Annotated in this window: 29 protein-coding genes, 1 tRNA gene and 1 other RNA gene; 16 read left to right on the forward strand and 15 right to left on the reverse strand. The window is 63.1% G+C overall.

Annotated elements, in window-relative coordinates; genetic code table 11:
- Window positions 1-115: 115 nt before the first annotated feature.
- The 4 genes from C6558_RS00405 to nagA are packed head-to-tail and all read left to right on the forward strand — an operon-like array spanning window position 116 to window position 3,969.
- A complete protein-coding gene (locus C6558_RS00405) occupies window positions 116-1,000 on the forward strand; it encodes an N-acetylglucosamine kinase (RefSeq protein WP_025425453.1) in 885 nt (294 codons plus the stop codon).
- Window positions 997-1,761, forward strand: a complete 765-nt coding sequence (locus tag C6558_RS00410; RefSeq protein WP_025425454.1) for a GntR family transcriptional regulator — start codon at window positions 997-999, stop codon at window positions 1,759-1,761. Before C6558_RS00405 ends, C6558_RS00410 begins: the two co-directional genes overlap by 4 nt.
- A 28-nt stretch (window positions 1,762-1,789) precedes the next feature.
- Window positions 1,790-2,812, forward strand: a complete 1,023-nt coding sequence (locus C6558_RS00415) for an SIS domain-containing protein (protein WP_025425455.1) — start codon at window positions 1,790-1,792, stop codon at window positions 2,810-2,812.
- Window positions 2,809-3,969 carry an N-acetylglucosamine-6-phosphate deacetylase gene (gene nagA, locus C6558_RS00420; protein WP_025425456.1) on the forward strand — a complete coding sequence of 387 codons (1,161 nt, stop codon included), beginning with the start codon at window positions 2,809-2,811 and terminating at the stop codon, window positions 3,967-3,969. Before C6558_RS00415 ends, nagA begins: the two co-directional genes overlap by 4 nt.
- Before the next feature lie 102 nt (window positions 3,970-4,071).
- Here the strand turns inward: nagA and C6558_RS00425 are convergent, their stop codons facing one another.
- Genes C6558_RS00425 through C6558_RS00435 form a run of 3 tightly spaced genes read right to left on the reverse strand, consistent with a single transcriptional unit; the run spans window position 4,072 to window position 7,063 of the window.
- Window positions 4,072-4,797 carry a copper homeostasis protein CutC gene (locus C6558_RS00425; protein WP_057204376.1) on the reverse strand — a complete coding sequence of 242 codons (726 nt, stop codon included), beginning with the start codon at window positions 4,795-4,797 and terminating at the stop codon, window positions 4,072-4,074.
- On the reverse strand, window positions 4,794-5,705 hold the full coding sequence (locus tag C6558_RS00430) for an ROK family protein (protein ID WP_025425458.1): 912 nt from the start codon (window positions 5,703-5,705) through the stop codon (window positions 4,794-4,796). Before C6558_RS00430 ends, C6558_RS00425 begins: the two co-directional genes overlap by 4 nt.
- Window positions 5,702-7,063: an amidase gene (locus tag C6558_RS00435; RefSeq protein ID WP_025425459.1), complete on the reverse strand. Its 1,362-nt coding sequence runs from the start codon at window positions 7,061-7,063 to the stop codon at window positions 5,702-5,704. The genes C6558_RS00430 and C6558_RS00435 overlap by 4 nt, the downstream gene beginning before the upstream one ends.
- A gap of 326 nt (window positions 7,064-7,389) precedes the next feature.
- On the opposite strand from C6558_RS00435, the gene C6558_RS00440 reads away from it, so the two are divergent.
- The gene (locus C6558_RS00440) at window positions 7,390-8,127 is read left to right on the forward strand and encodes a sulfate transporter family protein (protein ID WP_057204371.1); all 738 of its coding nucleotides are present in this window, start codon (window positions 7,390-7,392) and stop codon (window positions 8,125-8,127) included.
- Window positions 8,128-8,327: 200 nt separating this feature from the next.
- Window positions 8,328-8,537: a SlyX family protein gene (locus tag C6558_RS00445; RefSeq protein WP_025425461.1), complete on the forward strand. Its 210-nt coding sequence runs from the start codon at window positions 8,328-8,330 to the stop codon at window positions 8,535-8,537.
- A gap of 151 nt (window positions 8,538-8,688) precedes the next feature.
- Here C6558_RS00445 and C6558_RS00450 read toward each other — a convergent pair whose 3' ends face one another.
- From C6558_RS00450 to C6558_RS00460, 3 genes are all read right to left on the reverse strand, one after another.
- Complete coding sequence (locus C6558_RS00450; RefSeq protein WP_025425462.1) at window positions 8,689-9,681, reverse strand: BMP family protein; 993 nt, start codon at window positions 9,679-9,681, stop codon at window positions 8,689-8,691.
- A gap of 347 nt (window positions 9,682-10,028) precedes the next feature.
- Window positions 10,029-10,682: a peptide-methionine (S)-S-oxide reductase MsrA gene (msrA, locus tag C6558_RS00455; protein ID WP_025425463.1), complete on the reverse strand. Its 654-nt coding sequence runs from the start codon at window positions 10,680-10,682 to the stop codon at window positions 10,029-10,031.
- Between the two features lie 46 nt (window positions 10,683-10,728).
- Entirely contained in the window at window positions 10,729-11,046 is a 318-nt protein-coding gene (locus C6558_RS00460; protein WP_025425464.1) for a hypothetical protein, read from the reverse strand.
- A gap of 370 nt (window positions 11,047-11,416) precedes the next feature.
- Between C6558_RS00460 and C6558_RS00465 the strand changes: the two genes are divergently transcribed.
- The 4 genes from C6558_RS00465 to C6558_RS00480 all read left to right on the forward strand — a co-directional run bounded on the left by C6558_RS00465 (window position 11,417) and on the right by C6558_RS00480 (window position 13,132).
- Window positions 11,417-11,506 (forward strand) — tRNA-Ser (locus C6558_RS00465).
- A gap of 171 nt (window positions 11,507-11,677) precedes the next feature.
- Window positions 11,678-12,016 carry a helix-turn-helix transcriptional regulator gene (locus tag C6558_RS00470; RefSeq protein ID WP_038576608.1) on the forward strand — a complete coding sequence of 113 codons (339 nt, stop codon included), beginning with the start codon at window positions 11,678-11,680 and terminating at the stop codon, window positions 12,014-12,016.
- A gap of 1 nt (window position 12,017) precedes the next feature.
- Window positions 12,018-12,497: an SRPBCC family protein gene (locus tag C6558_RS00475; protein WP_025425466.1), complete on the forward strand. Its 480-nt coding sequence runs from the start codon at window positions 12,018-12,020 to the stop codon at window positions 12,495-12,497.
- An 11-nt stretch (window positions 12,498-12,508) separates the two neighbouring features.
- Entirely contained in the window at window positions 12,509-13,132 is a 624-nt protein-coding gene (locus tag C6558_RS00480; RefSeq protein ID WP_025425467.1) for a dihydrofolate reductase family protein, read from the forward strand.
- 56 nt (window positions 13,133-13,188) lie between these two features.
- Here the strand turns inward: C6558_RS00480 and C6558_RS00485 are convergent, their stop codons facing one another.
- The 4 genes from C6558_RS00485 to C6558_RS00500 form a co-directional block, all read right to left on the reverse strand.
- Window positions 13,189-14,118, reverse strand: a complete 930-nt coding sequence (locus tag C6558_RS00485) for a hypothetical protein (RefSeq protein WP_025425468.1) — start codon at window positions 14,116-14,118, stop codon at window positions 13,189-13,191.
- A gap of 99 nt (window positions 14,119-14,217) precedes the next feature.
- A complete protein-coding gene (locus C6558_RS00490; RefSeq protein ID WP_025425469.1) occupies window positions 14,218-15,030 on the reverse strand; it encodes a MerR family transcriptional regulator in 813 nt (270 codons plus the stop codon).
- Window positions 15,031-15,195: 165 nt separating this feature from the next.
- A complete protein-coding gene (gene cml, locus C6558_RS00495; protein WP_057212536.1) occupies window positions 15,196-16,398 on the reverse strand; it encodes a CmlA/FloR family chloramphenicol efflux MFS transporter in 1,203 nt (400 codons plus the stop codon).
- 238 nt (window positions 16,399-16,636) lie between these two features.
- Window positions 16,637-16,909, reverse strand: a complete 273-nt coding sequence (locus C6558_RS00500; RefSeq protein ID WP_025425471.1) for a BON domain-containing protein — start codon at window positions 16,907-16,909, stop codon at window positions 16,637-16,639.
- Window positions 16,910-17,072: 163 nt separating this feature from the next.
- Here C6558_RS00500 and C6558_RS00505 point away from each other — a divergent pair, with 163 nt between their 5' ends.
- Window positions 17,073-18,017 (forward strand): AEC family transporter, encoded by a 945-nt coding sequence (locus tag C6558_RS00505; protein ID WP_025425472.1) that lies wholly within the window; start codon window positions 17,073-17,075, stop codon window positions 18,015-18,017.
- An 81-nt stretch (window positions 18,018-18,098) separates the two neighbouring features.
- Here C6558_RS00505 and C6558_RS00510 read toward each other — a convergent pair whose 3' ends face one another.
- A complete protein-coding gene (locus C6558_RS00510) occupies window positions 18,099-18,761 on the reverse strand; it encodes a cytochrome c family protein (protein WP_038575793.1) in 663 nt (220 codons plus the stop codon).
- Window positions 18,762-18,917: 156 nt separating this feature from the next.
- On the opposite strand from C6558_RS00510, the gene C6558_RS00515 reads away from it, so the two are divergent.
- From C6558_RS00515 to C6558_RS00525, 3 genes are all read left to right on the forward strand, one after another.
- The gene (locus C6558_RS00515; RefSeq protein WP_025425473.1) at window positions 18,918-19,673 is read left to right on the forward strand and encodes a 3-deoxy-manno-octulosonate cytidylyltransferase; all 756 of its coding nucleotides are present in this window, start codon (window positions 18,918-18,920) and stop codon (window positions 19,671-19,673) included.
- 13 nt (window positions 19,674-19,686) lie between these two features.
- A complete protein-coding gene (locus C6558_RS00520; RefSeq protein ID WP_025425474.1) occupies window positions 19,687-20,541 on the forward strand; it encodes a prephenate dehydratase in 855 nt (284 codons plus the stop codon).
- Between the two features lie 195 nt (window positions 20,542-20,736).
- On the forward strand, window positions 20,737-20,874 hold the full coding sequence (locus C6558_RS00525; RefSeq protein ID WP_065784874.1) for a DUF1127 domain-containing protein: 138 nt from the start codon (window positions 20,737-20,739) through the stop codon (window positions 20,872-20,874).
- Between the two features lie 80 nt (window positions 20,875-20,954).
- Here C6558_RS00525 and C6558_RS00530 read toward each other — a convergent pair whose 3' ends face one another.
- The 4 genes from C6558_RS00530 to C6558_RS00545 all read right to left on the reverse strand — a co-directional run bounded on the left by C6558_RS00530 (window position 20,955) and on the right by C6558_RS00545 (window position 23,538).
- Complete coding sequence (locus tag C6558_RS00530; protein WP_025425475.1) at window positions 20,955-21,326, reverse strand: VOC family protein; 372 nt, start codon at window positions 21,324-21,326, stop codon at window positions 20,955-20,957.
- An 82-nt stretch (window positions 21,327-21,408) separates the two neighbouring features.
- On the reverse strand, window positions 21,409-22,119 hold the full coding sequence (locus tag C6558_RS00535) for a YafY family protein (RefSeq protein ID WP_025425476.1): 711 nt from the start codon (window positions 22,117-22,119) through the stop codon (window positions 21,409-21,411).
- A 31-nt stretch (window positions 22,120-22,150) separates the two neighbouring features.
- Window positions 22,151-23,131, reverse strand: a complete 981-nt coding sequence (gene nudC, locus C6558_RS00540) for an NAD(+) diphosphatase (protein ID WP_025425477.1) — start codon at window positions 23,129-23,131, stop codon at window positions 22,151-22,153.
- Window positions 23,132-23,133: 2 nt separating this feature from the next.
- The gene (locus tag C6558_RS00545) at window positions 23,134-23,538 is read right to left on the reverse strand and encodes an HIT domain-containing protein (RefSeq protein WP_025425478.1); all 405 of its coding nucleotides are present in this window, start codon (window positions 23,536-23,538) and stop codon (window positions 23,134-23,136) included.
- Between the two features lie 107 nt (window positions 23,539-23,645).
- Here C6558_RS00545 and ffs point away from each other — a divergent pair.
- Window positions 23,646-23,742: signal recognition particle sRNA small type (gene ffs, locus C6558_RS00550), an RNA gene on the forward strand.
- A 141-nt stretch (window positions 23,743-23,883) separates the two neighbouring features.
- Window positions 23,884-25,755 carry a DNA polymerase III subunit gamma/tau gene (locus C6558_RS00555; RefSeq protein ID WP_025425479.1) on the forward strand — a complete coding sequence of 624 codons (1,872 nt, stop codon included), beginning with the start codon at window positions 23,884-23,886 and terminating at the stop codon, window positions 25,753-25,755.
- Window positions 25,756-25,759 lie beyond the last annotated feature (4 nt).

The following is a 25,759-nucleotide window of genomic DNA, read 5'->3' on the forward strand; positions in this document are numbered from 1 at the left end:
CAATCTCTGAAATTATCCGTTGTTATTCAATGCATTATTTCAAAATTGGATATCGAGACCAATTCGGACTTGGTTATTGGTATTTTTTTGGTATCCTCTATGGGCGGAGGTGCTCATGCCAAACTACCTAATAGGAATCGATGGCGGCGGAACAAGCTGCCGGGCGGCTGTGGCTGCGGGGGATGGACGTATTCTCGGCCGCGGCAAGGCTGGTGCAGCCAACATTCTGACGGATCCTGAAACGGCGCTCGCCCATATTGGCGACGCTGCGCGGGCGGCATTTGAAGAAGCCGGTCTTGATCCCTCTGGTATCGCCGAGGCGCGCGCAATTGTCGGCGTCGCCGGGCACAATGTCGGCGATGCCGTGCATTATGTGAAGCGACGCCTGCCGTTTGCCGCAGCCGATATCGAATCGGATGGTCTGATTGCCCTGCAGGGCGCGCTCGGCGACGAGGACGGCGCCGTCGCCATTCTCGGCACCGGCAGCATCTATATCCTGCGGCAGGCCGACATCGTCAGCTATGTCGGCGGCTGGGGCTTCACGATCGGCGATCATGGCAGTGGCGCACGCATCGGCCATGCGCTTTTGCAGGAAAGCCTGCTTGCCTTCGATGGCATCCATGAGGCGTCGCCGATAACCGATTCCGTCATGGCCGAGTTCAGGAACGATCCGAGTGCTGTCGTCGATTTCGCGCGCCTGGCAAAGCCGGGTGAGTTCGGCCGCTATGCCCCGCGTGTCTTCGAAGCGGCGCAGGCGGGCGATCCCGTCGCCGTGCGTCTGCTCAAGACTGCGGCGATCACGGTCGACGAGGCGCTAGACGTCGTGGTCGCCCGGGGCGGGCGCAAGCTCTGCCTGCTCGGTGGCCTCGCGCCGCTCTATCGTCCCTGGCTTGCCGAGCGCCACCAGCCGTTTTTTGTCGAAGCCGAGGCCGACGCGCTCACCGGCGCCGTCGCACTCGCCGCACAGCGCTTCGGCTCCCGCTCGGAGGTCGGCGCATGACCGATCATCTCGCTGCCATTCTGCCGCTCGAAGGCCTGCAGGCCGGTGGATCCGGTCCGCTCTATCTGAAACTGCGGCAATCGCTGGAAGACGCGATCCAGTCGGGCAAGCTCAATCATGGCGACGCCCTGCCGCCGGAGCGCGATTTGGCCGATTACGCCAATATCAGCCGCGTGACCGTGCGCAAGGCCGTCGACGATCTCGTGCGCGACGGCTTGCTGGTGCGGCGCCACGGCTCCGGCACTTTTGTCGTCAAGCCGGTCTCCAAGGTGCAGCAATCGCTGTCGCGGCTGACCTCGTTTACCGAGGACATGGCGCGCCGTGGTCTCAACACTCATGCCCGCTGGCTGGAGCGAGGCCTGTATCATCCGTCGCCGGATGAGATGATGGCGCTCGGCCTGCCGGCCGACGCGTTGGTGGCCAGGCTCGGGCGTCTGCGCATCGCTGACGACATGCCGCTCGCGATCGAGCGCGCCAGCATCTCGGCCGAATTCCTGCCGGATCCGCAGGCTGTCACCTCGTCGCTCTATACCGCGCTCGACAAGACCCGTTCCCGGCCGGTGCGCGCCGTGCAGCGCATCTCCGCCTGCAACATCAAGGATCCGGACGCCTCCATGCTCGGCGTCGCCGTCGGCTCTGCCGGCCTTTCCATCGAACGCGTCTCCTATCTCGCATCGGGACGCGTCGTCGAATTCACCCGCTCGCTCTATCGGGGCGACGCCTATGATTTTGTCGCGGAACTGACCCTGTCGGAATCCTGACCGTCGCTCCGCAAGAAAGGAATTGACCATGCAGACCAACATGCGCCGAGAAATCGACGAGATCCCCGAAGCGGCGGCCCGACTGCTCGAGCATTCTTCCGAGGCCCTGAAGCAGGCCGGCGCAGCGCTGCGCGCCAAGGACCCGGCTTTCCTGGTGACGATCGCGCGCGGTTCTTCGGACCATGCCGCCCTGTTCCTGAAATATGCGATCGAGCTGCAGGCCGGTCGACCGGTCGCTTCGCTCGGGCCGTCGCTCGCGTCGATCTATGGCGCCAAGCTGAAGCTCGGTGGCGCGGCGGCAATTGCGATTTCGCAATCGGGCAAGAGCCCGGATATCGTCGCGATGGCCCAGGCCGCAACCGATGCCGGCGCCGTATCAATCGCACTTACCAACACCCTGCCGTCACCGATCTCGAAGGCATGCACCCATCCGCTCGACATTCTCGCCGGCCCGGAAATCGCCGTTGCTGCAACCAAGTCCTATGTCAACTCCATCGTCGCCGGCCTTGCCGTTCTCGGCGAATGGACCGGCGACGCGGCGTTGCAGCGCGCCGTGGCCGATCTGCCGAACCAGTTCGCCAAGGCGGTGAAGCTGGATTGGCATGAGTTCGCCGCCGATCTCGGCGAGGCCGAATCGCTCTACGTGCTTGGCCGTGGCCCGGCGCTGGCGATCGCCAGCGAAGCGGCGCTGAAGTTCAAGGAAACTTCGGGCATGCATGCGGAAGCCTATTCGGCCGCCGAAGTGCTGCATGGACCGGTGGCGCTTGTCGGCGCCAAGTTCCCGGTGCTGACGCTTGCGGCGCGCGATGCGGCCGAAGGGTCCGTCGCCGAGATCGCCGACGGCATGGCCGAGAAGGGCGCCGTGGTCCATGTGACGTCGAACCGCGCCGGCAAGGCCAAGCGCCTGCCGTTCGTCGAGACGGGACACCCGATCACCGACGCGCTGACCCTGATCCTGCCGTTCTATGGCTTCGTCGAAGCCTGGTCGCGCTCGCGCGGTCTCAATCCCGACGCACCGGCAAGCCTCAAGAAGGTAACGGAGACGAGATGACCGAGAAGAAGGCAATCATCGGCGCCCGCCTGTTCGATGGTATCGAATGGCATGACGGCGCCGCTCTCTTGATCGAGGCGGGTCGTGTCAAGGCCATCGTGGCAGCCGGCGATCTGCCGGCCGGTGCCACGATCGTCGATGCCCACGGCCTGCTGCTGGTGCCCGGCTTCATCGACCTGCAGGTCAACGGCGGCGGCGGGGCGCTTCTCAACGCGCAGCCGACGCTGGAAAGCATCCGCCAGATCTGTTCGGCCCATGCGAAGTTCGGTACGACCGCACTTCTGCCGACGCTGATCACCGATACGCGCGAAGTCCGCACGGCAACGATCGCCGCCGGCCTTCAGGCCAAGGCGGCCGGCGTGCCCGGCTTCCTCGGCCTGCATCTGGAAGGTCCGCATCTTTCGGTCGCACGAAAGGGCGCGCACGATCCAGCGCTGATCCGACCGATGGATGACGCCGACCTCAAGGAGATGCTCGACTGCGCCAGGGCGCTCGGCACCCTCATGGTCACGGTCGCACCGGAAAATGCGACCAAAGAGCAGGTTCGAGCCCTTGCCGACGCCGGCGCCATCGTCAGCCTCGGCCATACGGATGTCGGCTATGAGACCGCCGTGTCCTATGCCAAGGCAGGGGCGAAGACGGTGACGCATCTGTTCAACGCCATGAGCGGTCTCGGTCATCGCGAGCCTGGCGTCGTCGGTGCAGCCCTTGCGACAGGCACCCTGCACGCGGGCCTGATCGCCGACGGCTACCATGTCGACCCCGCCTCGATGGGTGTGGCGCTGCGGGCCAAGACCGGCCCGGGCCAGATCTTCCTGGTGACCGACGCGATGTCGCCGATTGGAACGGACATGACGAGCTTCGAGCTCAATGGCCGCGAGATCCTGCGCCACGGCGGTCGTCTGACGCTCGCCGACGGCACGCTTGCCGGCGCCGATATCGACATGCTCTCGTCGGTGCGCTTCGTGCACGAAAAGCTCGGCCTACCGGTCGAGGAAGCCCTTCGCATGGCATCGGCCTATCCCGCCGACGCCATGGGCATCTCCTCGCACAAGGGCCGTGTTCTGCCCGGGGCAGATGCGGATTTCGTGCTTCTGACATCAGAACTCGCCATGGGATCGACTTGGATTGGCGGCAACCAGGTCTACGCAGCCTGATCACCGATCTATCGAAAAATTGAGGCCCGACGATCGGAGTGATCGTCGGGCCTTTCTTTAGCGTGAACTGAAAGCGTGGCGAAGATCCGACGCGCGAACGTCCTACCCCGCCGAAAGCCGCGCTTTCATCGCCTGAACGGTCGCCACATCCGTGCGGCGCCGATCCTCGGTCACGAAGCCCATCTCGACCAGTCGCCGATCATGAGCCGGCTCACGGATCGAGCAGGATGAATGCACTTCCGTGACGGGCAGTCGGGCAAGCAGCGCATCGACGGTTTCAAGCGTCACGCCGGAACCAGGCATGATCGAAAGCCGCCCACCTGCCAGCTCGACAAGCTCCGCCAGCTTCTCGATGGCCTGTGGCGCGCTCCTCGCGCCTCCGGATGTCAGGATCCGCTCAAAGCCGAGTTCAACCGCAAGTTCGATTGCGTCCTTGAAATCTGGCACCAGGTCGAAGGCGCGGTGCAAGGTGAGGCCGAGGCCTGCGGCATGGCCCGTCAGTTTTCGGAGCATGGGCGCATCGAGCTGGCCATCGGTAAGCGACGCACCGAGAACGACGCCGGCAAGTCCGGCATCGCGCACCGCATCGATATCGCGGCGCATCATGTCGAGATCGGCGGCGCCAAAGACGAAGTCGCCCGGCCGCGGCCGGACCATGACATAGACGGGTACCCGTGGCGGCCCGGCGAGTGCCATCAACCCGGCGGTCGGCGTCAGCCCGCCGACGGAAAGTGCTGCGCAGAGTTCGATCCGGTCCGCCCCGCCCTCGATCGCCGCGGCAAGCCCGTCGGCGTCGTCGACGCAAACCTCAAGTCCGATGCCATTCATGCCTTTTCTCCTCCAAGGCCGAGCAGGGCTGCGCCGATCAGGCCGGGCTCGACCTGACACTCGCCGCGCACGACGAGCGGCCGTTTGAACTGCCGCAGAATCCGGCTACGAACCGCCAGATCGATCCCCTCAAGCAGCGGTTCAACGTTGGAAAGACCGCCGCCGACAGGTACGATCGTCGCTCCCGTGGTGTTGATGACGAGCGCCAGCGGTGAGCTGACGAGATCGACAAGAATCTCGACGGTGCGTTTCGCTTCCGTGTCGCCCTTGAGCCACGCCTCGATGATCTCATGGCTCGACATGGTCTTGCCGTGCACGGTGTCGTGCAGTCGTTCGAGCCCGCGCGCGCCGCCGACCGTGTCGACGCAGCGCCGCTGGCCGCAGCCGCAGGCATAGGCGGGGATGGCGATCGGCGGTTCACCCGCTTCCGCGGCAAGTGCCGGTCCATGTCCCCATTCGCCGGCAAAGCCGCCGTCGGCGTTGATCAACTGGCCGTCGACCACCAAGCCGCCGCCGACACCGGTGCCGAGGATCGCCCCGAAGACGATGCGGTGACCCCGGCCGGCGCCGGCGCCCGCTTCGGCAAGGGCGAAACAGTCGGCGTCATTGGCGATCTTGATCGGCAGGTGCAGCTCGCGCTCGAGCTCGGCCACCAGTTCGCGGCCGTCGATGCAGGGGATGTTGGCGCATTTGATCCGGCGCGTCTCCGGGTCGATGACGCCGGTAATCGAGATCGCCACGCATTCCGGGTGGCCGCCGGCTTCGTCGAGCACGGATTCGAGCGTTTGGACGAACTGGCGGAAATTGTTGAGCGGCGTCGTGCGGCGCGGCAGCGGAAAGATCCGTTCGCGCGAATGCACGATCGCCCCCTTGATCGCCGATCCGCCGATATCGAAACAGACGATCATGCCTCTCCCCGGATCACGGCTTCGGCGGCAAGTGCGATCGAGAGCAACCGGTCGTCCTGATGGTGCGGTGCAGCCAACTGCAGGCCCACGGGCATTTCGCCGGCACCGGTGCCGCAGGGGATCGAGATGCCGCAGAAATCGAGGAAGTTGCCGATGAGCGTGTTGCGCAGCGTCGTGGCGTTGGTCTTGAAGAACAGCTCGTCGTCGGCCAGCAACGGCGCCAACGGCGGCGCGACATGCGGCAATGTCGGATGGACGATGAGTTCGCCCGGCTTCAGGCTCTCGACCGTTTCATGGATCAGCTGGTCGCGCGCATCGAGAAGCGCGATATAGTCAGGCATGGTGATCTTCTCGCCGAGCCTGGTGCGCGCGACGACACGCGGATCGATGCGTTCGGCCTCGGAGCCTGCCAGGCGCTCCCGGTGAAGTGCGAAGGCTTCGGCGGTGACGAGCGCGCCGTGGCGCGCCATCAGATCGAACACCGCCTTGAACGTCGGAAAGGCGCGGCGGGTGACCGTGGCGCCGGCCTTTTCCAGCCGCTTGACCGCATCCTCGAAGGCTTCGACGACTTCGTTTTCCGCCTCGTCGAAGACGATGGTTTCGGGGATGACGATCGAGAGGCCGGCGATCGCGCCGCGGCGAACCACCGGTGCGGTCAGTCCATGCATGGCGGCGTCGAGCCAGACCGCATCCTGCACCGTATGACAGAGAGGCCCGAGCGAATCGAGGCTTTCGGCGAGCGGGAAGACGCCCTTCATCGAATAGCGGCCGCGCGTCGCTTTGTAGCCGATGATGCCGGTCATGGCCGCCGGGATTCGGACGGAGCCGCCAGTATCGGTACCGATTGCCGCGGGCACGAGACCGGCCGCGACCGCCGCCGCCGCGCCCGACGAGGAGCCGCCGGGGATGCGCTCGACATCGGTCGAGGCCGGGTTGTGCGGCGTGCCGTAATGCGGATTGATGCCGAGGCCGGAGAAGGCGAACTCGCTCATGTTGGTTCGCCCGACGCTGACCATGCCGGCACCGGCAACCGCGCCGACCACGGCGGCGTCACTGCCAGCAGGCGGGGTGTCCCGCAGGACCGCGGAACCCGCGGTCGTCACGCTGCCCTTGACGTCGAAGAGATCCTTCCAGGCGACCGGAAGACCATCGAGCAGGCCGAGCGATCGGCCCGCACGAAGCCGGGCGGAGGCCGCCGAGGCCTCCTTAAGCGCGCGTTCGCGGGTGATGCCGACAAAGATCGACTGATCGCCGTGCGCCGCGATGCCGGCAAGTGTTTGCTCTGCAAGCGTGACCGGGTCGAGCTTGCCTTCCTGGACGAGTACCGAAAGCCCGGCGAGCGTTTTCTGTCTGGTCATGGTCTCCCCTTGTCCGCCTGCCGCCAGCGGCAGCTCGTCCTTCCGTTGGCCCGCGTGGGCAGGCTTTTGATCTAAAGCGTGTCGCGATCTCCAGGATTCGCTGACTGCGCATTAAGTCGTTGTTCTTGCGCATGTCGCGCAAAACCCCTGCACAGTTTTGTGCAACAAGCTCTACCATATCGCTCCCCGTGGCGTTTGCCATGGTTCGTCCGTCTTCGCCGCAGGAATTTTGCCGAAAGCAGATGATGCCGGCCGTCCTGCCTTGTCGATACGAAGGCGTTTGCCTACATGCCTCATCGAACCCTGCCCGGCACTGGAGAGATTTGATGATATTGGACGCGGCGCGGCTTTCTTTTGCCAATCTCTTTGCACCGGAGACCCGTTCGGTGTTCTGGAAAGTGCTCGGCCTGACGCTTCTGGCGCTCGCAGCACTGTGGTTCGGCCTGCGCGAACTCTTCATCTGGCTTGCTTTGCCATGGCTCGATGCGTTGATGCCTGGCACGCCCGCCTGGGCGGGTTGGCTCACCTTCGTGCTCGGCATCTTCGCGAGCCTCGGGCTGGCGCTGGCCCTGGCCCTGCTGCTAGCGCCGGTGACGGCGCTGATCGCCGGCTTCTTCCTTGACGATGTCGCGGACGTGGTCGAGGCGCGCGACTATCCGAGCGAGCCGGCGGGCAGGCCCTTGCCGCTCGGAGAGGCGATTGCCGGCTCCGCCAAGTTCCTCGGCGTCGTCATTCTCGGCAACATATTGGCGCTGTTCCTGCTGCTCGTGCCCGGCGTCAACCTGATCGCCTTCTTCCTCGTCAACGGTTACCTGCTGGGGCGGGAGTTCTTCGAGTTTGCCGCCATGCGCTACCGGTCGCCGGCGGAGGCGCGGCTTTTCCGCGCCAAGCACCGCTCGACCGTGTTCCTGGCCGGGTTGATCCTTGCGGCGTTTCTCGCCGTACCGCTGCTCAACCTGCTGACGCCGCTCTTTGCCGCCGGCATGATGGTGCACCTGCACAAGAGGCTGTCGGCAAGCGATCCGGGATTTTCGCTGACGCGAGGGGCCACGGCCAGGCCCTGAGACGCAATCTGCTTGACAGCGGACATCCGCTGGCCAATCTGCCGGCAAATCCCCCGCTGCATGTTTCCTTAATCTTGTTCGATTTAGGAATACCGACATGCAGCTATTCAGAGTGATACAGCGACCTTTGTGCGTCTGAAGACGTACGGCGCTGCAGGCGTCGCCCGCCGGGATGGCCGCGACAGGACGGAGCAGCTGAAATGAACAACGCCGAAGACCGGGTCACCCGCCTTGAAGAGACGGTGGCTCACCAGGCCAAGACGATCGAAGAGCTTTCCGACCAACTTGCCGAGCAATGGAAAGTGGTCGAACAGACCCGAGCAAAGCTCGACCGGCTGACGGAACGCTTCCTCAGCCTCGAGGAGCAATCGATCGATGCGCCTCCGATCACCCGGCCGCCGCATTACTAGAGCTTTTCCAGGAAAAGTGCGAAGCGGCTTTGCGTCAGGAAATGCGCAAAGCCAGGGAGATGGCGCGGCTCAATGGCTCCGCAGGACAGGGAAATAAAAAGGCCGCCGGTTCTAGCGAACGGCGGCCTTTCTCATTTTCAGGCGGAAGCCCTTAGTAGGGGCAGGCTTCGTCGCTCATGTAGTCGTGCACCTGGACCTTGCCGGCGATGATCTCGGCTTTCACCTTCTCGACCGCATCGAGCATTTCCGGGGTGATCAGAGCCTTGTTGTTGTCGTCGAGCGAGTAGCCGACGCCATCTTCCTTGAGGCCGAGATTGGAGATGCCGAACTCGAACTTGTCGTTCTTGGCAGCAGTGAAGGCTTCGTAGACGGCGACGTCGACGCGCTTCAGCATCGAGGTCAGAACCTTGCCCGGCTGCAGTCCGTTCTGGTTGGAGTCGACGCCGATGCCGAGCTTTCCGGCATCTGCAGCGGCCTGCAGGACGCCAACGCCCGTGCCGCCGGCTGCGTGGTAGACCACGTCCGAACCCTGGTCCATCTGCGACTTGGCAATTTCGCCGCCCTTGACCGGGTCGTTCCAGGCGTCCGGTGTCGTGCCGGTGTAGGCTTCGAGAACCTTCACGTCAGCGCCGGTCGACTTCGCGCCGCCGACATAGCCGCAGGCGAACTTGTGGATGAGCGGCACGTCCATGCCACCGACGAAGCTGACGGTCTTCGACTTCGAAGCGAGACCAGCGAGCACGCCGACGAGGTAGGAGCCTTCCTGTTCCTTGAACACGATCGACTTCACGTTCGGCTTGTCGAGCACCATGTCGATGATCGCGAACTTGGTGTCCGGATATTCGCCGGCAATCTTTTCGAGCGGTGCCGCCCAGTTGAAGCCGGCCATGACGATCGGGTTGTTGCCGTCGCTGGCGAAGCGGCGCAGGGCCTGCTCGCGCTGTGCATCGTTGGCGATTTCGAATTCGCGGTATTCGACGCCCGATTCGGTTTTGAACTTTTCGGCGCCGTTATAAGCGGCTTCGTTGAACGATTTGTCGAACTTGCCGCCCAGATCGTAAATGATGGCCGGCTTGATGTCGGCGGCCAGAGCCGTCGCGGACATCATGGAAAAGGCAAAGAGACCGAGAATGGTTTTTTTCATCGTGCAGCCCTGTTGTCGCTATTGATCTTTATCGGGTCCTCCCGCGGGCCCCGGATGGAACCTGTCTGCGGAACCCACCCCTCTCGTGGGGGCTAGGGTGGCCGCATCCTTGCACGGTCACGGCAAAAAAACACTCAAAATTTTTCGGATGGTAAAAATGTCGACCGGCATTCACAAGCAGGGTTAAAATGCCGGTTCGCTTGACCTTTTAGCGCGGGGGGTGGACACCAGCAGCATGTAAAAGGCCAAGAGCATATCGCGCAAGAGTATACAGTGGGTTGTGCGCGACATGCGCAAAAGCGAAAGCCTGAAACGCAGCAGGCGGATCCCGCTGATCGCGATAGGCCCTAGGCGCCGATCGGGCAGCTGACGCCGGTGCCACGCAGGGCGCAATAACCAACAGGGTTCTTCGCCAGATACTGCTGGTGGTAGTCCTCGGCAAAATACAACGGGCCGGCCTTCGCGATCTCGGTGGTGATCTTGCCGGTGTGGCCCGATCTCTTCAGCGCCGCCTGGAAGGCATCGCGCGCGGCCTTCGCTTCCTTCAGCTGCGCGTCGTCATAGACATAGATGGCGGAGCGATAGGTCGTGCCGATATCGTTGCCCTGACGCATGCCCTGGGTCGGGTCGTGTTCCTCGAAAAAGGTCTTGAGCAGGCTCGACAACGGAACCACCTCCGGATCGTAGACCACCAGCACCACCTCGGTGTGGCCGGTCAGTCCCGTGGTGGTTTCCTGGTAGGTCGGGTTCGGCGTCATGCCGCCGGAATAGCCGGCCGCGGTGACATACACGCCCGGCTTATTCCAGAGCAGCCGCTCCGCGCCCCAGAAGCATCCCATGCCGAGCAGGATCTTTTCCATGCCTTCCGGGTAGGGGCCCTTCAGCGGGTGTCCCGAGACGAAATGCGTGGCGGCGGTCGGAATGGCGTCCTCGCGCCCGCGCAGTGCCGTCTGCGCGTCGGGCATGATGGTCTTCTTGTTGAACATGTCGATCAGGAACATCACGAAACTCCTTGTCGGTCGACGCGGGATGAGCACCCCGCGATGATCAGGCAGCGAAACGGCCGGCCGCCGGCCGCTTCTTGTATCCGGCCATCCACAGGAGGAGGGCGAGAAGGGCGAGCACCGCAAACGCCGGCTGCGTAAAGAACCAGTGCAGCACCGTGTGCCAGAGGATCGGCCCGGTATCCGTCCGCTGCGCGAACAGCACCCAGCTAGCGGTGTCGGGGCCAAGCGCTTCGAGATCGTCGCCGAGCGACGTCATCACCAGCTCGGAGGCTGCGACGGACTGGATGGCATCGACAGCCCCCGCAAGGACGGCCGCAAGCAGCACCACAAAGCTCGCCAGTCGCAGCACGAAGCGCATCGGTCCCTCATTTCTCAAACTCTATCGCCCCAGATCGAACCGTCGCTCCCGTCTTACGGCATCAGTTCCCCTGCTTGAGGGCAAAGCCGGCGCGAGGGGAGAACGTGGCAATCCGGGATGGTGCAACGTTCCGGCGGCCTTCGAAAGGAGGCGCCGAACAACTCTGCCGCAAGAGATAGGCCCCGTGTTCGACAAGCGCAATGGCAGCCGTTCGCTGCCAAGTTTCATAAGATGTCAACAATCTGTCAGAAAGCAGTTGATCCCGCGCAAATCATCGGTATATATCCCGCCCGTCCGCCGGTTCGCGCCGGATGACACGAAGGGCCTTGCCCTTCCCATCCAGCCGCATGACCATCGGCTGTTGACGGATGGACAGGTGGCCGAGTGGTTGAAGGCGCACGCCTGGAACGCGTGTATACGTGAAAGCGTATCGAGGGTTCGAATCCCTCTCTGTCCGCCATTTCTTCACCAAGGGTTAATTTTTCATCGTACTCAGCCGTCGCTAGTCGCAACCTTGTGCGCTGACCCAGATCATTGATGTGCGCGGAGCTTGCGCGGGTGTTGGTGCGTCGCCGGCGGAGGGCAAACAGTTAGCCGTTGCGCTAAGTGTTTCGTCATGATACTTAGCCTTATGGAACAGTATTCGAGCCCTTTGGACGGAATTTTTCAGGCCCTGGCCGACCCCACGAGGCGCTCCGTGCTGGCGAGGCTCGGTCGAGGGCCAGCCAGCATCAGCGATCTGGCAGAGCCGTTCGACATGGCGCTACCGTCGTTCATGAAACACATCCATTTTCTCGAAGGCAGCGGCCTGATCCGCACCGAGAAGCAGGGCCGGGTGCGCACCTGCACCATCGAGAAGAGCCGGTTTGCCGCCATCGAAGCGTGGATGTCGGAGCAGCGCGCCCTTTGGGAAGGCCGCACCGATCGGCTTGAACAGTTCGTGATATCAGCTGAGAACAAGGAGAAATGACATGATCCGATCTCACAACCCCGATCTCGACCTGACGATATCGCGCCTGATCAAGGCGCCGCGGCCGACGATCTGGAATGCATGGACCGATCCCGCCAGCTTCGAGCAATGGTGGGTTCCGGCGCCGGCCAGATGCCAGGTGGTCGATATGGGCCTGCGGCCGGGCGGCGCCTTCGTCACAAGGATCAGCGAAGGCGGCGGTGCGTTCACGCCGCATCTGGATGCGTGCTTTCTGGCGGTCGACGACATCCAGCGCATTGTCTTTACCAATTCGCTGGTCGCGGGGTGGCGCCCGGCCGAAAACCCTTTCATGACGGCGATCATCACACTCAAGGATCATCCTGAGGGCACGGACTATGCCGCCCACGTCATGCACAAGAGCAACGCCGACCGAAACATGCACGAGGAGATGGGTTTTCACGATGGCTGGGGCACGGTCATCGCGCAGCTTGCCCGGCTCGTGGAGGGCAGAACCCAGTAGAGGAGGTCGACATGCGCAAGATTGTCCTGCAGATGATGACGACGCTCAACGGTCGCCTCGACGATCCGCTGGCCTGGCTCGGTAGCGTCGGCGACGACCAATATCGGGCGATCGACCGGCTCTACGCCACCTATGACACCGTACTCGTCGGCCGCGTGACCTACGAGGAAATGGCATCCTACTGGCCGGGCGCCCTGTCGGAGGACGTGGGAACCGAAACCAACCGCAAGATGGCGCGGAGGATGCACGACTATCGCAAACTGGTCTTCTCGCGCTCGGGACGCCAGACGCTGACCGAATGGAACAATGTCGAGCAGGTCGTTGCCCACGATGACGAATTGCTGGCAGCCTATCTCCTGGATCTGAAGGCGCGCGCCGGTGGCGATATTCACCTTTCCGGCGGCGCCAGCCTGGCCCAGACGGTCATCGGTCTCGGCCTCGTCGATATCTTCCACTTCTTCGTCTATCCCGTCACGTCCCCGGGTGCCGCCTGGTTCGATGAGCTTCCCGACAGATATGATCTGCGGCTGATGGGCACGGACACCTACGAGAATGGCGTGGTCGGCCTGCACTACGAACCGCTCAAGCGTGAGAACGCGGAACGGGCAAGCAGTTTTTCCGAACTGCTCGTATAACCGCGTGTCCCGCCGCTCCGGCCGCGCCGACGGCCCGAGCGGCGGTCGATCGCAGATCAGCAACCGTGCTCCAGCGCGGTCTTCATCCGGTCATAGGTCGGGGCGAGTGCCCGCAAGGTGGCCGCCGCGACTGCGTCCTTGCGCACCACCAGCGGATACTGCAGCGCTCCGATGAGCCGTGCCTGTTCATCGGCAATGCGGGCCGCCTCGTTGTAACCCGCCCGTGCGAGGCAGGCGGCCGCGTCGGCCGCGCGGCGGGCGCCGGTCCGGATGGCGAAGTGGACCAGATGCGCGCGCAAGTTCTTGTCGCAACCGGTCGCGACGCGCGCGGCGAGCGTTTCGGCTGCTTCGGCATTGCCGAGGGTTCCGGGAGGAACGGGCAGGTCCGTCTCCATCGACAGCCAGTGGATGGCGGCCGGGATCGACGCCCGTATCGTCTCGATTTCCGATATCTCGGCGATACGGACAAAGTCGGTCCGCATGGTGTAGGCGTCACCATAACTCAGCGTGTCTGCGCGCCAGGCGGCCATGAAGTTGGCGAGCGGCAGGCGCGCATAGGGGTAGCCCTGCGGGTCGTGCATCAGCACGCTGTCCTCGTCCATGTCGAGCACCACGACGTAATGGTCGGCGTCGATCGGTCCGTTCATGCCCGGCTGGTGGCGCAGATGCCCCATCTCGATGGGGCCGATCCAGACCGGTCCGTCCTTGAGGGCTGCGCGCAGGCGGGAAAGCGCGTCGTCCGCATCGCCGCCCTTGCTGAGCGTCGATGTCCAGCCGAGCGCCGCAAGCGCGCCTTCAGAGCCGGCTTCCGGATCCCAGCCATAGGGGTCGAAGAACGGCAGGGTGCCGCCGAGCAGTTGCATGCCGAACGGACTGCTGGTGGCAAATTCGATCACCGCGGTGGAGGGGGCCTGCGCGCCGAACATCATTGCGAAAGAGTTGGCGTAGCAATAGGGGCCGGAGCCCGTATAGGCGAAATGCATCATGATCGTCTGTCCTGTTAGAGCATTTCCAGGAAAAGTACGGAGCGGTCTTCCGTCAGGAAATGCGGATAAAACAAAGAGATAGAGTGGTTCTGATTCCGCCTAAGACGGAAACATTATGGGGTAGGCGACATCGAAGGACGCGCCGTTGCTGCCGGGGTAGATTTCGTAGGGGCTGCCGCTGCTGTTGATGTCGGTTCGCGCATCCAGCCAGGTTTCGATGGCGTCGTAGACGCGCAAGATCAGCGGGAAGTTTTCACAAGCCGCCGGCACCGGCAGAAAGACCTCTCGCCGCGCGGCCTGAAGGCGGATGCGCAGGTCGTCGACCGGCTCGATGCCGCCTTCATAGGCGATGGCGACTTCCACCAGTCCCTCGCTGTCGCGGCTAACGGTTTCATGGAAATGCACGGTCATGGCGCCGTCGCTGGCAATCCCGCAATGGCGCAGGTAACCACGGATCTCCGCCTGGGCGGTTGCCAGGAATGCATCAAGCGCCTCGATATCGAGCTGACGTTGGCAGGAGATCAGCTTGCAGGCTGCCACCTCGCGTACGGCAATCGCCGAGATTAGGTCGGCATCACCGCCGTCCGTCTGCCGCGCGATCGCCTCCACCAGCTCGGTCTGCTCGCTCAGCCGCTCGTTTTGAGCGTCCAGCCAGGACCGCAATTCGATAAGGCGGCTCTGCGCATCCAGTTCCACCAATTGCGCGACGCGCGCCACCGACAGGCCAAGGCGTCGAAGGCGCGCGATAAGCCGTGCCCGGGCGGCCTGCTCCGGCGCATAGTAGCGATAGCCCGTCGTCGGATCGGTATAGGCGGGCACCAGCAGGCCCTGCTCGGCATAAAGCCGCAGCGCCTTTGGTGACAGTCGTGTGGCGGCGCCAAAACGGCCCGCAAGGAGATAAGATTCGCTCATGGATCTGACTGTGAGGCTTGCCCCTGGGGCGAGGTCAAGAGGCAATCGTTGTCGATGTGCACGCCTTGTACTCGCATTCGCTTTGCCAGCGCTGTCGGGGGGTAAACAAGGGGTGCCGCAGGGCGTGCCGAGATGGTCGATACGCCCTGTGGCAGGTTCATCGGATCAGGCTTCCGCCGGGCGTTGCCTCGCCAGCACACCGAGCGCGACCAGCGTGACGATCGCCATTGTCATTGAATAGCCGGCTAATGGAAATGCGGTATCTCCACCAAGCAGAACCACAGCCAGGGTGCCGAGCACCCCGACAATCAGGCTCTGAATGCAGAAGTAGAGCGCGACCGCCGTTCCTGCCACATGGCCGAAAGCCTGGAGGGCTCCATTGGGGGTGACCGAACCGGTGAAGACGATGCCGACGGCGATGACCCACATCGGCAGGATGAAGGTCCAGAACGACGGTGCGGCGACGCTCTGGCCGACGACGAGCAGCACCGCGCCGAGGATGAGCAGCGCCATCCCGCGGGCAAGGCTGCCGGTGATGCCCCAGAGCGCCACGAAGCGTTTGGCAAAACGGGTCGTGACGATCATCACAAGGGCCGCCGTCGCAAAGACCAGGCTGAAGGCGAGTTCGGAATAATCAGCTCGATCGATGAGCACGCGTGGTGCTGTCGAGAAGAACACGAAGAACGAGGCCATCGCGGCGCTGAAGCCGAGCGTGTAGGTCCAGAACGCTCCGTTGCGCAGGATCGGGCCGAAGGATCTTCTCTCGCCTTCGGTGCCGGTTGGCCTGGTTTCCCGCCATCGCGGTATCGTATTCGCCATGGCCGCGATGGCGAGTAGGCCGAGTGCCAGGAAGATCGCCCGCCAGCCGAAGCGATCGGCAAGCAGCGCGCCGGCGATCGGGCCGAGGGCCGGCACGAAGGCGAGCATCGCGCTGAAGAGGCCGTAGATGGTCACGCCTTCGGGCCGGTCTGCATAGACATCGCGGACAGTGGCAAAGGTGGCAACGAGCGCTGCCGAGGCGCCGATCGCCTGCAGCAGGCGAAGGGCGAGGAAGGCGGGGGCCGACACGGTGGCGGCCATCAGCAGCGATGCGACCGCAAACAGCAGCGCCCCACAGATGACGACCGGACGCCGACCGATGCGATCGGAGATGGGCCCGAAGACGATCTGGCCGACGCCGAGAATGGTCATGTAGAGGCTTAACGTCAGCTGGATGATCGCTGGCGTCGTGGCGAGAATGCCCGGCATGACAGGCACGACCGGCAGATAGATATCCATCGCCAGGGAGGCGAGAATGTCGAAGGGGGCCATCAGCAACAGCGCTGCCGGCACTGAATAGTTCCAGGTTGATGATTTATGATTGGGCACGATTGAACATCCGCTCAAATGAATGACATTCAGCGGCGCTCTGCCTTCTTATCGGTAGTGTGAAATGACCGGACAGACGCCGCAACAACGATTGGGAGTGTTGTTGCGGCTTACTTGGTTGCTGACTCAGGCGTCCCCATTCCGGTCTCCATAGGAAATCGCGCGCGTTGTGGTTGGCGCCGTCTCCATTTACCAGCCCAAGCTGCCAACAACAACCGCTTGCGGTCAAGCAAGCAGATCATGAATGTTTGCCCGGCTTCACCGTCAGGCGGTTCTCGACGCTGGTGACGCCGATTACCGATCTCGCCGCGTCGCCGGCGCAGGCAACATCGGAATCGCTTGGGACCTGGCCCGACAGCACGACCATTTCGCCGAGCACGATCACTGAGATATCGGTGGTGTCGACGAAGGTGGCGTAGCGGATGAAGCGCAGAACCTTGCCCGCCAGATCGTCATCCTTCAGATGAGGATCGTCGTCCTTATGGGAGTAGATGGGCTTTTCTGTTGGCATGGTCGTTTTCCCACTGCTGTTCGGGAACGCCCCGGACAAGCGAATGTTCCGGTCTTTTTTACCTTGGTCGACGGCTTCGTCAGGGGCGTGGATCCGGTCCTGCAACCTTGCGGCGGTCGCCGGAACGGGTCTATCTCTATCGGACCGTTCCCAAGGCTCACGCATGTCCGATATTTTCCAGAATGTTCTGCCCATCTTCATCCTGATCCTCACCGGTTGGCTGATCGTCAGGCTCGGCTACCTGAAACCGACCGTTGGCGACGCGCTCGGTGATTTCGTTTTCCGCGTCGCGGTGCCTGTTCTCCTGTTTCGCACAATCGCCGAGGCGGATTTCAAGGACGGCTCGCCCTGGCCGCTCTGGGTTGCCTATTTCTCAGGCGTCGCCGTCACCTGGACCATCGGCCATCTGGCGGCGACGCTCGCCTTTGGCCGCGATGCGCGCATGGGCGTGCTGGCCGGTGTTTCCTCGGCCTTCGCCAACACCGTCTTCATCGGCTTGCCGCTGGTCTCCCGCATCGTCGGCGAGGAGGGGATCGTCGCGCTGTCGATCCTGCTGTCGGTGCACCTGCCGGTGATGATGATCGCGGGCACCGTGCTGATGGAGCGCGCCGAACGCAGGGTAAGCGGCAAGCCGGGCCAAAGCCCGCTGAAGCTCCTGGGCGGCGTTGCCCGCAACCTGCTGCGCAATCCGCTGGTCATAGGCCTTGCCTTCGGTGCCGCTTTCCATCTGCTTGGCCAGCCGCTCGACGGTCCGGTCAAGAGCGTCGTCGATCAGCTTGCCGCCATTGCCGCGCCGGCGGCGCTGGTTTCGATCGGCATGGCGCTCGACAAATATGGTCTTGTCGGCAATCTCGGGCTGGCGACGGTGACGAGCCTGTTGAAGCTTGTGGTTCTGCCGGGCGTCGTCTTTGCCGCCTGCCACCTGCTCGGCCTCAACGACAACTGGACGACCGCGCTTGTGCTGACCTCGGCGGTGCCGACCGGCGTCAACGCATGGCTGATCGCCAATCATTTCAACGTCGGCCATGCGCTGGCGTCCTCGACCATCACGCTGACCACAGCGCTGGGTGTCGCCAGCGTTTCGGTCTGGGCCTACATCCTGATGTGACCGGCGGGTCCGGTGAAGACAGCAAAAAGCCCGGCGCGATGGCCGGGCTTTGCGAAATTCGATCGTAACGGAGCTTGGGGCTTATTGAGCCGGCGCAGCCTGGCCTTCGGCCGGCTTGGCTTCCGTTGCGGGCGCTTCGGCCGGCTTCTCGGCAGCACCTTCGGTAGCGGCAGCCGGAGCAGCTTCTGCGGCCGCTGCATCCGGGAGAGCGGCCGGAGCATCGGCCTGTTCGCGGAGATATGCGATCAGGTTGGCGCGTTCGTCAGGCTTCTTCACGCCGGCAAAGCCCATAGCGGTGCCCGGAACGTGCTTCTTCGGCGCTTCGATGAAGAAGCTGAGGTGGTCGTAGTCCCAGACGACCTTGCTGCCTTCGGAGAAGGTCTTCATGCCAGCCGAGTAGCTGAAACCTTCGTGCGAGGCGATCGGGCGGTTGACGACACCCCACAGGTTGGGGCCGACCTTGTTGGCCCCTCCCTTATCCACGGTGTGACAGCTTGCGCATTTCTTGAACACGGTTCCGCCGGCTGCAGCGTCTGCCTTGAGGAGCAAGGGCTTGATGTCGACTTCAGCCGCTTCCTGGGCGCCGCCGCCAGCTTCGGCCGTGCCTTCTTCGGCAACGATCGCGAAGCCTTCCTTCTCGGGAGCCTCGGAATGGAAAATGCCTTCCGACGCAATGGATACGGACATCAGAACGAAAACCGTACCCAGAAAGGCACCCACGCCCATGTTCACATATGAGTTCATCTGCAAACGCTCCCTTTGCCACCGGCGTAAACAAAAACCCGGCCCATCTTGAAATCGCGCGGAACCTATGTCTTTTGGCTCTGCGTTGCAACAGAGATTATGGGCCCCCAACTGAGACTTTTTGACACTTTGGGCGGGGTTTTTGAAGGCCACATCATGAATCGCGAAAATTCAGGCAAAGCCATCGTGCTCATTCCGGCGCGCATGGCCTCCACGCGTCTGCCGGGCAAGCCGCTCGCCGATATCTGCGGCCTGCCGATGATCGTCCAGGTTGCCAAGCGCGCGGCGGAAGCCGATGTCGGACGGGTCGTCGTCGCCGTCGACGACCCGCGTGTTTTCGATGTCGTGCGCGACGCCGGTTTCGAGGCGATCATGACGCGGGTCGACCATCAGTCCGGTTCCGACCGGATCTATGAGGCGCTGTCGAAGGCCGATCCGGACAGTGAGGCGCAGTTCGTCATCAACGTGCAGGGCGATCTGCCGACGATCGAGCCGGCTCCTATCCGTGCCTCGCTGAGGCCGCTTGTCGAAAATGCCTCGACCGATATCGCCACCTTGACGGTGGCGATCACCGACGAGGAAGAGAAGAAGAGCCCCAACATCGTCAAGATCGTCGGCTCGCCGCTGTCGGCGACGCGCCTGCGCGCTCTCTATTTTACCCGCGCGACCGCGCCCTACGGACAGGGCCCGCTCTACCACCACATCGGGCTTTATGCCTACCGCCGCCAGGCGCTCGAAAAATTCGTCGCTCTGAAGCCGTCGACGCTGGAAAAGCGCGAATCGCTTGAGCAATTGCGCGCGCTTGAAGCTGGCATGCGCATCGATGTCGAAATCGTCGACACCGTACCGCTCGGCGTCGACACTCCGGTCGAGCTCGAAAAAGCCCGCCGCATCCTTTCCGAAAAAGCCTGAGAAGGAAGACAGTGTGACCACGAAGACCAACAGGATCTCCTTCCAGGGCGATTACGGCGCCAATTCCGACATGGCCTGCCGCGACATGTTTCCGTCGATGGAGCCGCTTCCCTGCCAGACCTTCGAAGACGCCTTCGTGGCGGTCGAGAATGGCGAGGCGGATCTCGCGATGATCCCGATCGAAAACACCATCGCCGGCCGTGTTGCCGACATCCACCACCTGCTACCCGAATCGCGGCTGCATATCGTCGGCGAATATTTCATGCCGATCCGCTTCCAGCTGATGGTGCTGCCGGGCGTGACGCGCGACGAAATCCGCACCGTTCACAGCCACATCCATGCGCTCGGTCAGTGCCGCAAGATCGTGCGCGCCAATGGCTGGAAGCCGGTGGTTGCCGGCGATACCGCAGGAGCCGCCAAGCTGGTGTCGGAGCAGGGTGATCGCTCGATGGCGGCGCTCGCGCCGCGGCTTGCCGCCGACCTCTACGGCCTCGAGATCGTTGCCGAAAATGTCGAGGACACCGAAAGCAACGTGACTCGCTTCGTCGTGCTGTCGCGTGACGAGCAGATGCTCTCCCGCAGCGCCGATGACGAACTGATCATCACCACCTTTGTGTTCAACGTGCGCAACATTCCGGCCGCGCTCTACAAGGCGATGGGCGGCTTTGCCACCAACGGCATCAACATGACGAAGCTCGAGAGCTACCAGCTCGGCGGCAAGTTCGTGGCCACGCAGTTCTACGCCGACATCGAAGGTCATCCGGACGACACGTCGGTGCGCCATGCGATGGAGGAGCTGCGCTTCTTCTCGGAGAAGGTCCGCATTCTCGGCACCTACAAGGCGCATCCGATGCGTGGTGTGCTTTAAGCATCTCAGAGACAGAGCGTTTCTACGACCCGTCTAAACCGGAGACGCTCTGGCGGCTCCGGCCGCACTGCAGATCAGGCTTACCAATGCGTTAACTCGCTACGCGTCTGGTGCATGCCTAATCTGCAATCGCGGCGGTACCTAAACAATGTGCAAATGCCTATTTGACACTCGTTCACATATGGAGTGTTAAAAATGAAGATCCGTCAGAAGATCGTTGAATATGCAAAAATGCGCCGTGCGATCCGCGAGCTGAATTCGCTGGATGACCACGCCCTGAGCGATATCGGTATTTCCCGTTCGCAGATCCAGGCCGCCGTTTACGGCCGCTAATCAGCACAATTCGCCGTATCCCGCCACCCAAGCTGGCGGGATACGCGCAATGCACTACAGCGCCGCGCGTCAAACTGGCGCTACTCGTCAAAAAGGCACACGCGCAGGCGGTGTCCATCCGGGTCAAGCGCCACGAAGGTCGGTCCGAAATCCATCTTCGTCAGTTCCTGCGCAATCGGCAGGCCAGCGTCCTTCCATTTTTCATAGTGCGCGCGAACCGCCTCCTCATTTTCCACCATGAATGCCAATTCCGAGCGGCTGCCGGTCTTCGACGGCGGTGGTGGCGCCACCTTATCCTGTGCCCAAAGCCCGAGCACGAAGCCGCCCTGCAGCTCGAAGGACGAAAAGGTCGGGAAGGAGACGAGCGGCTCCTTGCCGAGCAGCTTGCGATAGAATTCGACGCTTGCGAGCGGATCTTCGACATAGAGAATAGTGAGATTTGCCTTGGCCATAATCCGTCTCCTTGTTTGGGAGTTGCAGATTAGCGCGCACCACTGCCAATTTCTGTCAGCATCGATTTCCGGTTTTTATGCCTTATGCCGAACCGACCCGCCTGCCTTCAGGCGCAGCAATATTCTGCGTCGTGCGCCATTCCCGAAGCAACACCTGCCGCCGGCGCGCATAGCGGCTCTCGCTCATGTCAGCCTGCCTGATGCGGTCGGTCCGGAAATGCCTGAAGCCCTGGCGCAGCTCGCACCAGGCAACCAGAACTCGAACATTCTCGAAGAAGCCGAGGGCAAACGGCCAGACCGTGCGGCGGGTCTCGCTGCCGTCGTTGTCGATATAGACGAGGTCGAGCTTGCGCTCGTGGCGTATCGCCTTGCGCAACAATGCAATGTCGATGCCGTCGGCCACCGGCGGGCTTGGCCCGACGAGCAGTGTCGAGGCGTCGAGCTCGTCGCGCAGATCCGCCGGCAGCACCGCGGCGATCTTGGCGAGCGCATCGGCGGCGGCCGCCGCCAGATGGGTGTCGGCGCGTTTTGCCACCCAGCGTGAGCCGAGCACCAGCGCCTCGATCTCCTCCTGCGAGAACATCATTGGCGGCAGCATGAAGCCGGGTTTCAGGATGTAGCCGAGCCCCGGCTCGCCTTCGATATGGGCGCCCTGCGCCTGCAGGCTGGCGATATCGCGGTAGAGCGTTCTGAGGCTGACGCCGGTCTCCTCCGCCAGACGCCGTCCGCTGACGGGCTGGCGGTAGCGTCTGAGAACCTGCAGCAGGTCGAGAAGCCGTTCGGAGCGGGACACCTTAAGTCTCCTCGTATCGGCAGGTCTGTGCTCAGCCGTGCTCGTCCCAGGCCAGCCAGTCGCGCATCAGCCGGTGGGCAATGGCGCCCTTCGGCGGCGGAATATGCTCGTCGCCGGTATCGGCCACGCCGGTCGTGCGTTCCAGCATTGCTGCCGTTTCGGCGCGGGTGAACCAGCGGACATCCTCGAGCTCCTGTTCGTCGCGCTTGATCGCCGTCGATTTCGCCTCGGCATAGCAGCCGATCATCAGCGAGTGCGGCAGCGGCCACGGCTGCGAGGCGTGGTAGCGCACGCGGCCGATGTGGATGCCGGATTCCTCGTGGGTTTCGCGGCGCACGGCGTTTTCGATGGTTTCGCCCGGCTCGACGAAGCCGGCGAGGCACGAATACATTCCGGCCGTGAAATGCGGGCTGCGGCCGAGCAGGCAGAGATCACGCTCCAGATCGATGGTCAGCATGATGACGACGGGATCGGTGCGCGGGAAAACCATATGGCCGCAGGCTGTGCAGACGCGGCGATAGCCACCGGCCTTGCCTTCCATCGGCCCGGCGCAACGGCCGCAGAAGCGGTTGTTGGCGTTCCATGTGATGAGGCTCGAGCCTTGGGCGAACTGGCCGAGAAGTTCTTCCGGCAGCATCTGCTGGCGGTAGAGCGTGCGTCCGTCGGCGATCTTGAACGGCTCGGCCATGTTGTCTTCGGTAAGGCCGGTCGGCACGGCGAGCCGCGGCTCGCCGTTCGGCAGGTAGCCGAGCAGGATGGTGTCGTCGAGCACCGGCTCAAGCCCGTCGAGCTCATAGGGTGCAAACAGCGGGTCGATGATCTTCTCGTCGTGTTTGACGATCAGCTTCGGTCCGGAAAAGGCGAGGAAATGGGCGCCCGGATGTTTGAGCGCGACTTCGATGCAGTCGTCGGCCCGGTGCTCGGACTGGCGATCCAGGTGGTTCTCGGAAAAGGCGACGAGAGTGCTCGGCTCCGGATGAGGGCTTCGAAGGTCAAAGATCGATTTCGTCATGTTCAGAGATTTTCCAGAATGCGGGCTGCAAATGCCTGATGGTCTTGCTCGCCCCAAGGCTCCGACTTGCCGAAGCCCCAGACGGGTCCGGGCCAGTTCGGGTCGCCGTCACTGCGGGCGATGATATGCACATGGAGCTGCCGGACGATGTTGCCGAGCGCGCCGATATTGATCTTCTCGGCACCGGTGACCTTTTTCAAGGCGGTCGCCACCATATTGGTTTCGAAAGTCAGCATCGTCTGGTCGAGCGGCGTGAGATCGAAGATCTCGGAAATGTCCCCGCGTTGGGGAATGAGGACCAGCCAGGGCCAGCGGCGATCGTTCATCAGGCGCATCTGGCAGAGGCCGATCGAGGCGATCGGGATGCCGTCGCGTTCAAGCCGCTCGTCAAGGGTGAATGTCGTCAAGAAGGTCTCCTTGTGCCGGGAGCGGATTCGCCTTGTTTTGCATATCGATATCAGTTTTTTGATGGCTTGGCTTGCATTTGGTTGCGATATTGCCGATATGGGAGCCGGGAGGTTGGTGGTGGACGAGCCACTCGCCAACCGGGTCAGGTCCGGAAGGAAGCAGCCCTAACGAGCCCGGCACGGGTCATCGTGCCAGCCTCCCACCTGCCTGATTGCTGAGATCGAGATAGCTCTCAGCAATCAGGCAGCATCACAGAATGTTGCGGCGTCCAGACGCATCCCATGCGACGCGCGGTGCCGTAAATCCGTCCTGTCGGGACACGAGTTCAAGCAGCGGCAGGGTCGATGAGCGACGAAACGTCCATTTCATCCGAACAGAAACCAGCCGCCTACCGCGTTCTGGCGCGCAAGTATCGCCCCAAGGATTTCTCCGACCTGATGGTCGGCCAGGAGCCGATGGTGCGCACGCTGACCAACGCGTTCGAAACCGGCCGCATCGCTCAAGCCTATATGCTGACCGGCGTGCGCGGGGTCGGCAAGACCACCACCGCCCGCATTCTCGCCCGTGCGCTGAACTACAAGACACCCGAAATCGATCGGCCGACGATCGACCTGCGTGCTCTCGGCGAGCATTGCCAGGCGATCATGGACGGCCGCCATGTCGATGTCATCGAGATGGACGCCGCTTCCCATACCGGCATCGACGATATCAGAGAGATCATCGAGCAGGTGCGCTACCGCCCGGTTTCGGCGCGCTACAAAGTCTACATCATCGACGAAGTGCACATGCTGTCGACGCAGGCCTTCAACGGTCTGTTGAAGACGCTGGAAGAGCCGCCGGAACATGTGAAGTTCATCTTCGCCACCACCGAAATCCGCAAGGTTCCGATCACGGTGCTGTCGCGCTGTCAGCGGTTCGATCTTCGGCGCATCAGCGGCTCCGACCTCGTCGGCCTGTTTTCGACCATTCTCGGCAAGGAAGGCGTTTCCTTCGATCCCGAAGCGCTGGCGATGGTCGCGCGTGCGGCCGAAGGCTCTGCCCGTGACGGCCTGTCGCTGCTCGATCAGGCGATCGCCCATGGCGGCGGTTCCGTCGAGGTCGAGACGGTGCGTTCGATGCTCGGACTTGCCGATCGCGCCCGCATCGTCGATCTGTTCGAACATATCGTCAGGGGTGACGTTGCCGCAGCCCTCGCAGAATTTTCGGCACAATACGAGGCCGGCGCCAACCCGACGGTGGTTCTGACCGACCTTGCCGATTTCACCCATCTCGTCACCCGGCTGAAATACGTGCCGGATGCGGCCAGCGATCAGTCCCTGAGCGAGATCGAGCGGACGCGCGGAGCGGAGTTTGCCGGCAATGTCGCCGTCAGCACGCTGTCGCGCATCTGGCAGATGCTGCTGAAGGGCATTCCTGAAGCCGAAAGTTCGTCGCGCCCGGCCGGTGCTGCCGAAATGGTGCTGATCCGGCTTGCCCATGCGGCCCATCTTCCGTCGCCCGAAGACGCGGCGAGACGCGTGCTCGAACTGTCCGGCAGCGACAATGGCAGCGTCCGTCCGGCGCCCGGTGGTGGAAGTGGCGGCGGCATGCTGGCGTCAGTCGGCGCGCCCGTGCAGGCGCAGGCGGCCCAGTCGACATCGATGGGACGGCCGACCGGCAACGGCGCGACGATGTTGCGCGCGGTTCCCGATGTCAGCCCGCAGCCGATCAGCGTCGGACACACCGAGGAGCGGCCGGCAGCCGCGCCTTCAGCAAAGGCTCAGCCGTCGGTGCCGGTCAATTCGGTCAGCGACATCGCCGACCTCTGCGCCAAGAATAAAGACATCAAGCTGAAGACGCTGGTGCGCGGCTTCGTGCGGCTGGTGCGCATCGAGCCCGGCCGGCTTGACGTCAACGTCCCGGATGATGCGCCGAAGACGCTGCTCGGCGAACTCGCCGTCAAGCTCAAGGAATGGACCGGCATTCACTGGATCGTCAGCTACAGCCGTGACCCCGGCGAGCCGACCATGATCGAAGCCGAACAGCAGGCCCAGGAAAAGCGTGTCAGCGATGCGCGCCAGGATCCGGATGTGGCTGCCATCCTCGCCCGTTTCCCGGGCGCCAAGATCACCGACGTGCGCATTCGCGCCGTCGAGGAGGAAGAGGCCGAGAGCGTAGCTCCGGCCACAGCCGAATCTGCCGATGGCGATATCGTCCCCGGCGACGATATCGAATAGTCGG

It is taken from the genome of Ensifer sp. NM-2 (assembly GCF_003024455.1).
Classification (GTDB): Bacteria; Pseudomonadota; Alphaproteobacteria; order Rhizobiales; family Rhizobiaceae; genus Ensifer; species Ensifer canadensis.

Coding starts and splice junctions, on each gene's coding strand:
- C6558_RS00405 (WP_025425453.1), top strand. CDS start 116: ATGCCAAACTACCTAATAGGAATCGATGGCGGCGGAACAAGCTGCCGG.
- C6558_RS00410 (WP_025425454.1), top strand. CDS start 997: ATGACCGATCATCTCGCTGCCATTCTGCCGCTCGAAGGCCTGCAGGCC.
- C6558_RS00415 (WP_025425455.1), top strand. CDS start 1,790: ATGCAGACCAACATGCGCCGAGAAATCGACGAGATCCCCGAAGCGGCG.
- nagA (WP_025425456.1), top strand. CDS start 2,809: ATGACCGAGAAGAAGGCAATCATCGGCGCCCGCCTGTTCGATGGTATC.
- C6558_RS00425 (WP_057204376.1), bottom strand. CDS start 4,797: ATGAATGGCATCGGACTTGAGGTTTGCGTCGACGACGCCGACGGGCTT.
- C6558_RS00430 (WP_025425458.1), bottom strand. CDS start 5,705: ATGATCGTCTGTTTCGATATCGGCGGATCGGCGATCAAGGGGGCGATC.
- C6558_RS00435 (WP_025425459.1), bottom strand. CDS start 7,063: ATGACCAGACAGAAAACGCTCGCCGGGCTTTCGGTACTCGTCCAGGAA.
- C6558_RS00440 (WP_057204371.1), top strand. CDS start 7,390: ATGATATTGGACGCGGCGCGGCTTTCTTTTGCCAATCTCTTTGCACCG.
- C6558_RS00445 (WP_025425461.1), top strand. CDS start 8,328: ATGAACAACGCCGAAGACCGGGTCACCCGCCTTGAAGAGACGGTGGCT.
- C6558_RS00450 (WP_025425462.1), bottom strand. CDS start 9,681: ATGAAAAAAACCATTCTCGGTCTCTTTGCCTTTTCCATGATGTCCGCG.
- msrA (WP_025425463.1), bottom strand. CDS start 10,682: ATGTTCCTGATCGACATGTTCAACAAGAAGACCATCATGCCCGACGCG.
- C6558_RS00460 (WP_025425464.1), bottom strand. CDS start 11,046: ATGCGCTTCGTGCTGCGACTGGCGAGCTTTGTGGTGCTGCTTGCGGCC.
- C6558_RS00470 (WP_038576608.1), top strand. CDS start 11,678: ATGGAACAGTATTCGAGCCCTTTGGACGGAATTTTTCAGGCCCTGGCC.
- C6558_RS00475 (WP_025425466.1), top strand. CDS start 12,018: ATGATCCGATCTCACAACCCCGATCTCGACCTGACGATATCGCGCCTG.
- C6558_RS00480 (WP_025425467.1), top strand. CDS start 12,509: ATGCGCAAGATTGTCCTGCAGATGATGACGACGCTCAACGGTCGCCTC.
- C6558_RS00485 (WP_025425468.1), bottom strand. CDS start 14,118: ATGATGCATTTCGCCTATACGGGCTCCGGCCCCTATTGCTACGCCAAC.
- C6558_RS00490 (WP_025425469.1), bottom strand. CDS start 15,030: ATGAGCGAATCTTATCTCCTTGCGGGCCGTTTTGGCGCCGCCACACGA.
- C6558_RS00500 (WP_025425471.1), bottom strand. CDS start 16,909: ATGCCAACAGAAAAGCCCATCTACTCCCATAAGGACGACGATCCTCAT.
- C6558_RS00505 (WP_025425472.1), top strand. CDS start 17,073: ATGTCCGATATTTTCCAGAATGTTCTGCCCATCTTCATCCTGATCCTC.
- C6558_RS00510 (WP_038575793.1), bottom strand. CDS start 18,761: ATGAACTCATATGTGAACATGGGCGTGGGTGCCTTTCTGGGTACGGTT.
- C6558_RS00515 (WP_025425473.1), top strand. CDS start 18,918: ATGAATCGCGAAAATTCAGGCAAAGCCATCGTGCTCATTCCGGCGCGC.
- C6558_RS00525 (WP_065784874.1), top strand. CDS start 20,737: ATGAAGATCCGTCAGAAGATCGTTGAATATGCAAAAATGCGCCGTGCG.
- C6558_RS00530 (WP_025425475.1), bottom strand. CDS start 21,326: ATGGCCAAGGCAAATCTCACTATTCTCTATGTCGAAGATCCGCTCGCA.
- nudC (WP_025425477.1), bottom strand. CDS start 23,131: ATGACGAAATCGATCTTTGACCTTCGAAGCCCTCATCCGGAGCCGAGC.
- C6558_RS00555 (WP_025425479.1), top strand. CDS start 23,884: ATGAGCGACGAAACGTCCATTTCATCCGAACAGAAACCAGCCGCCTAC.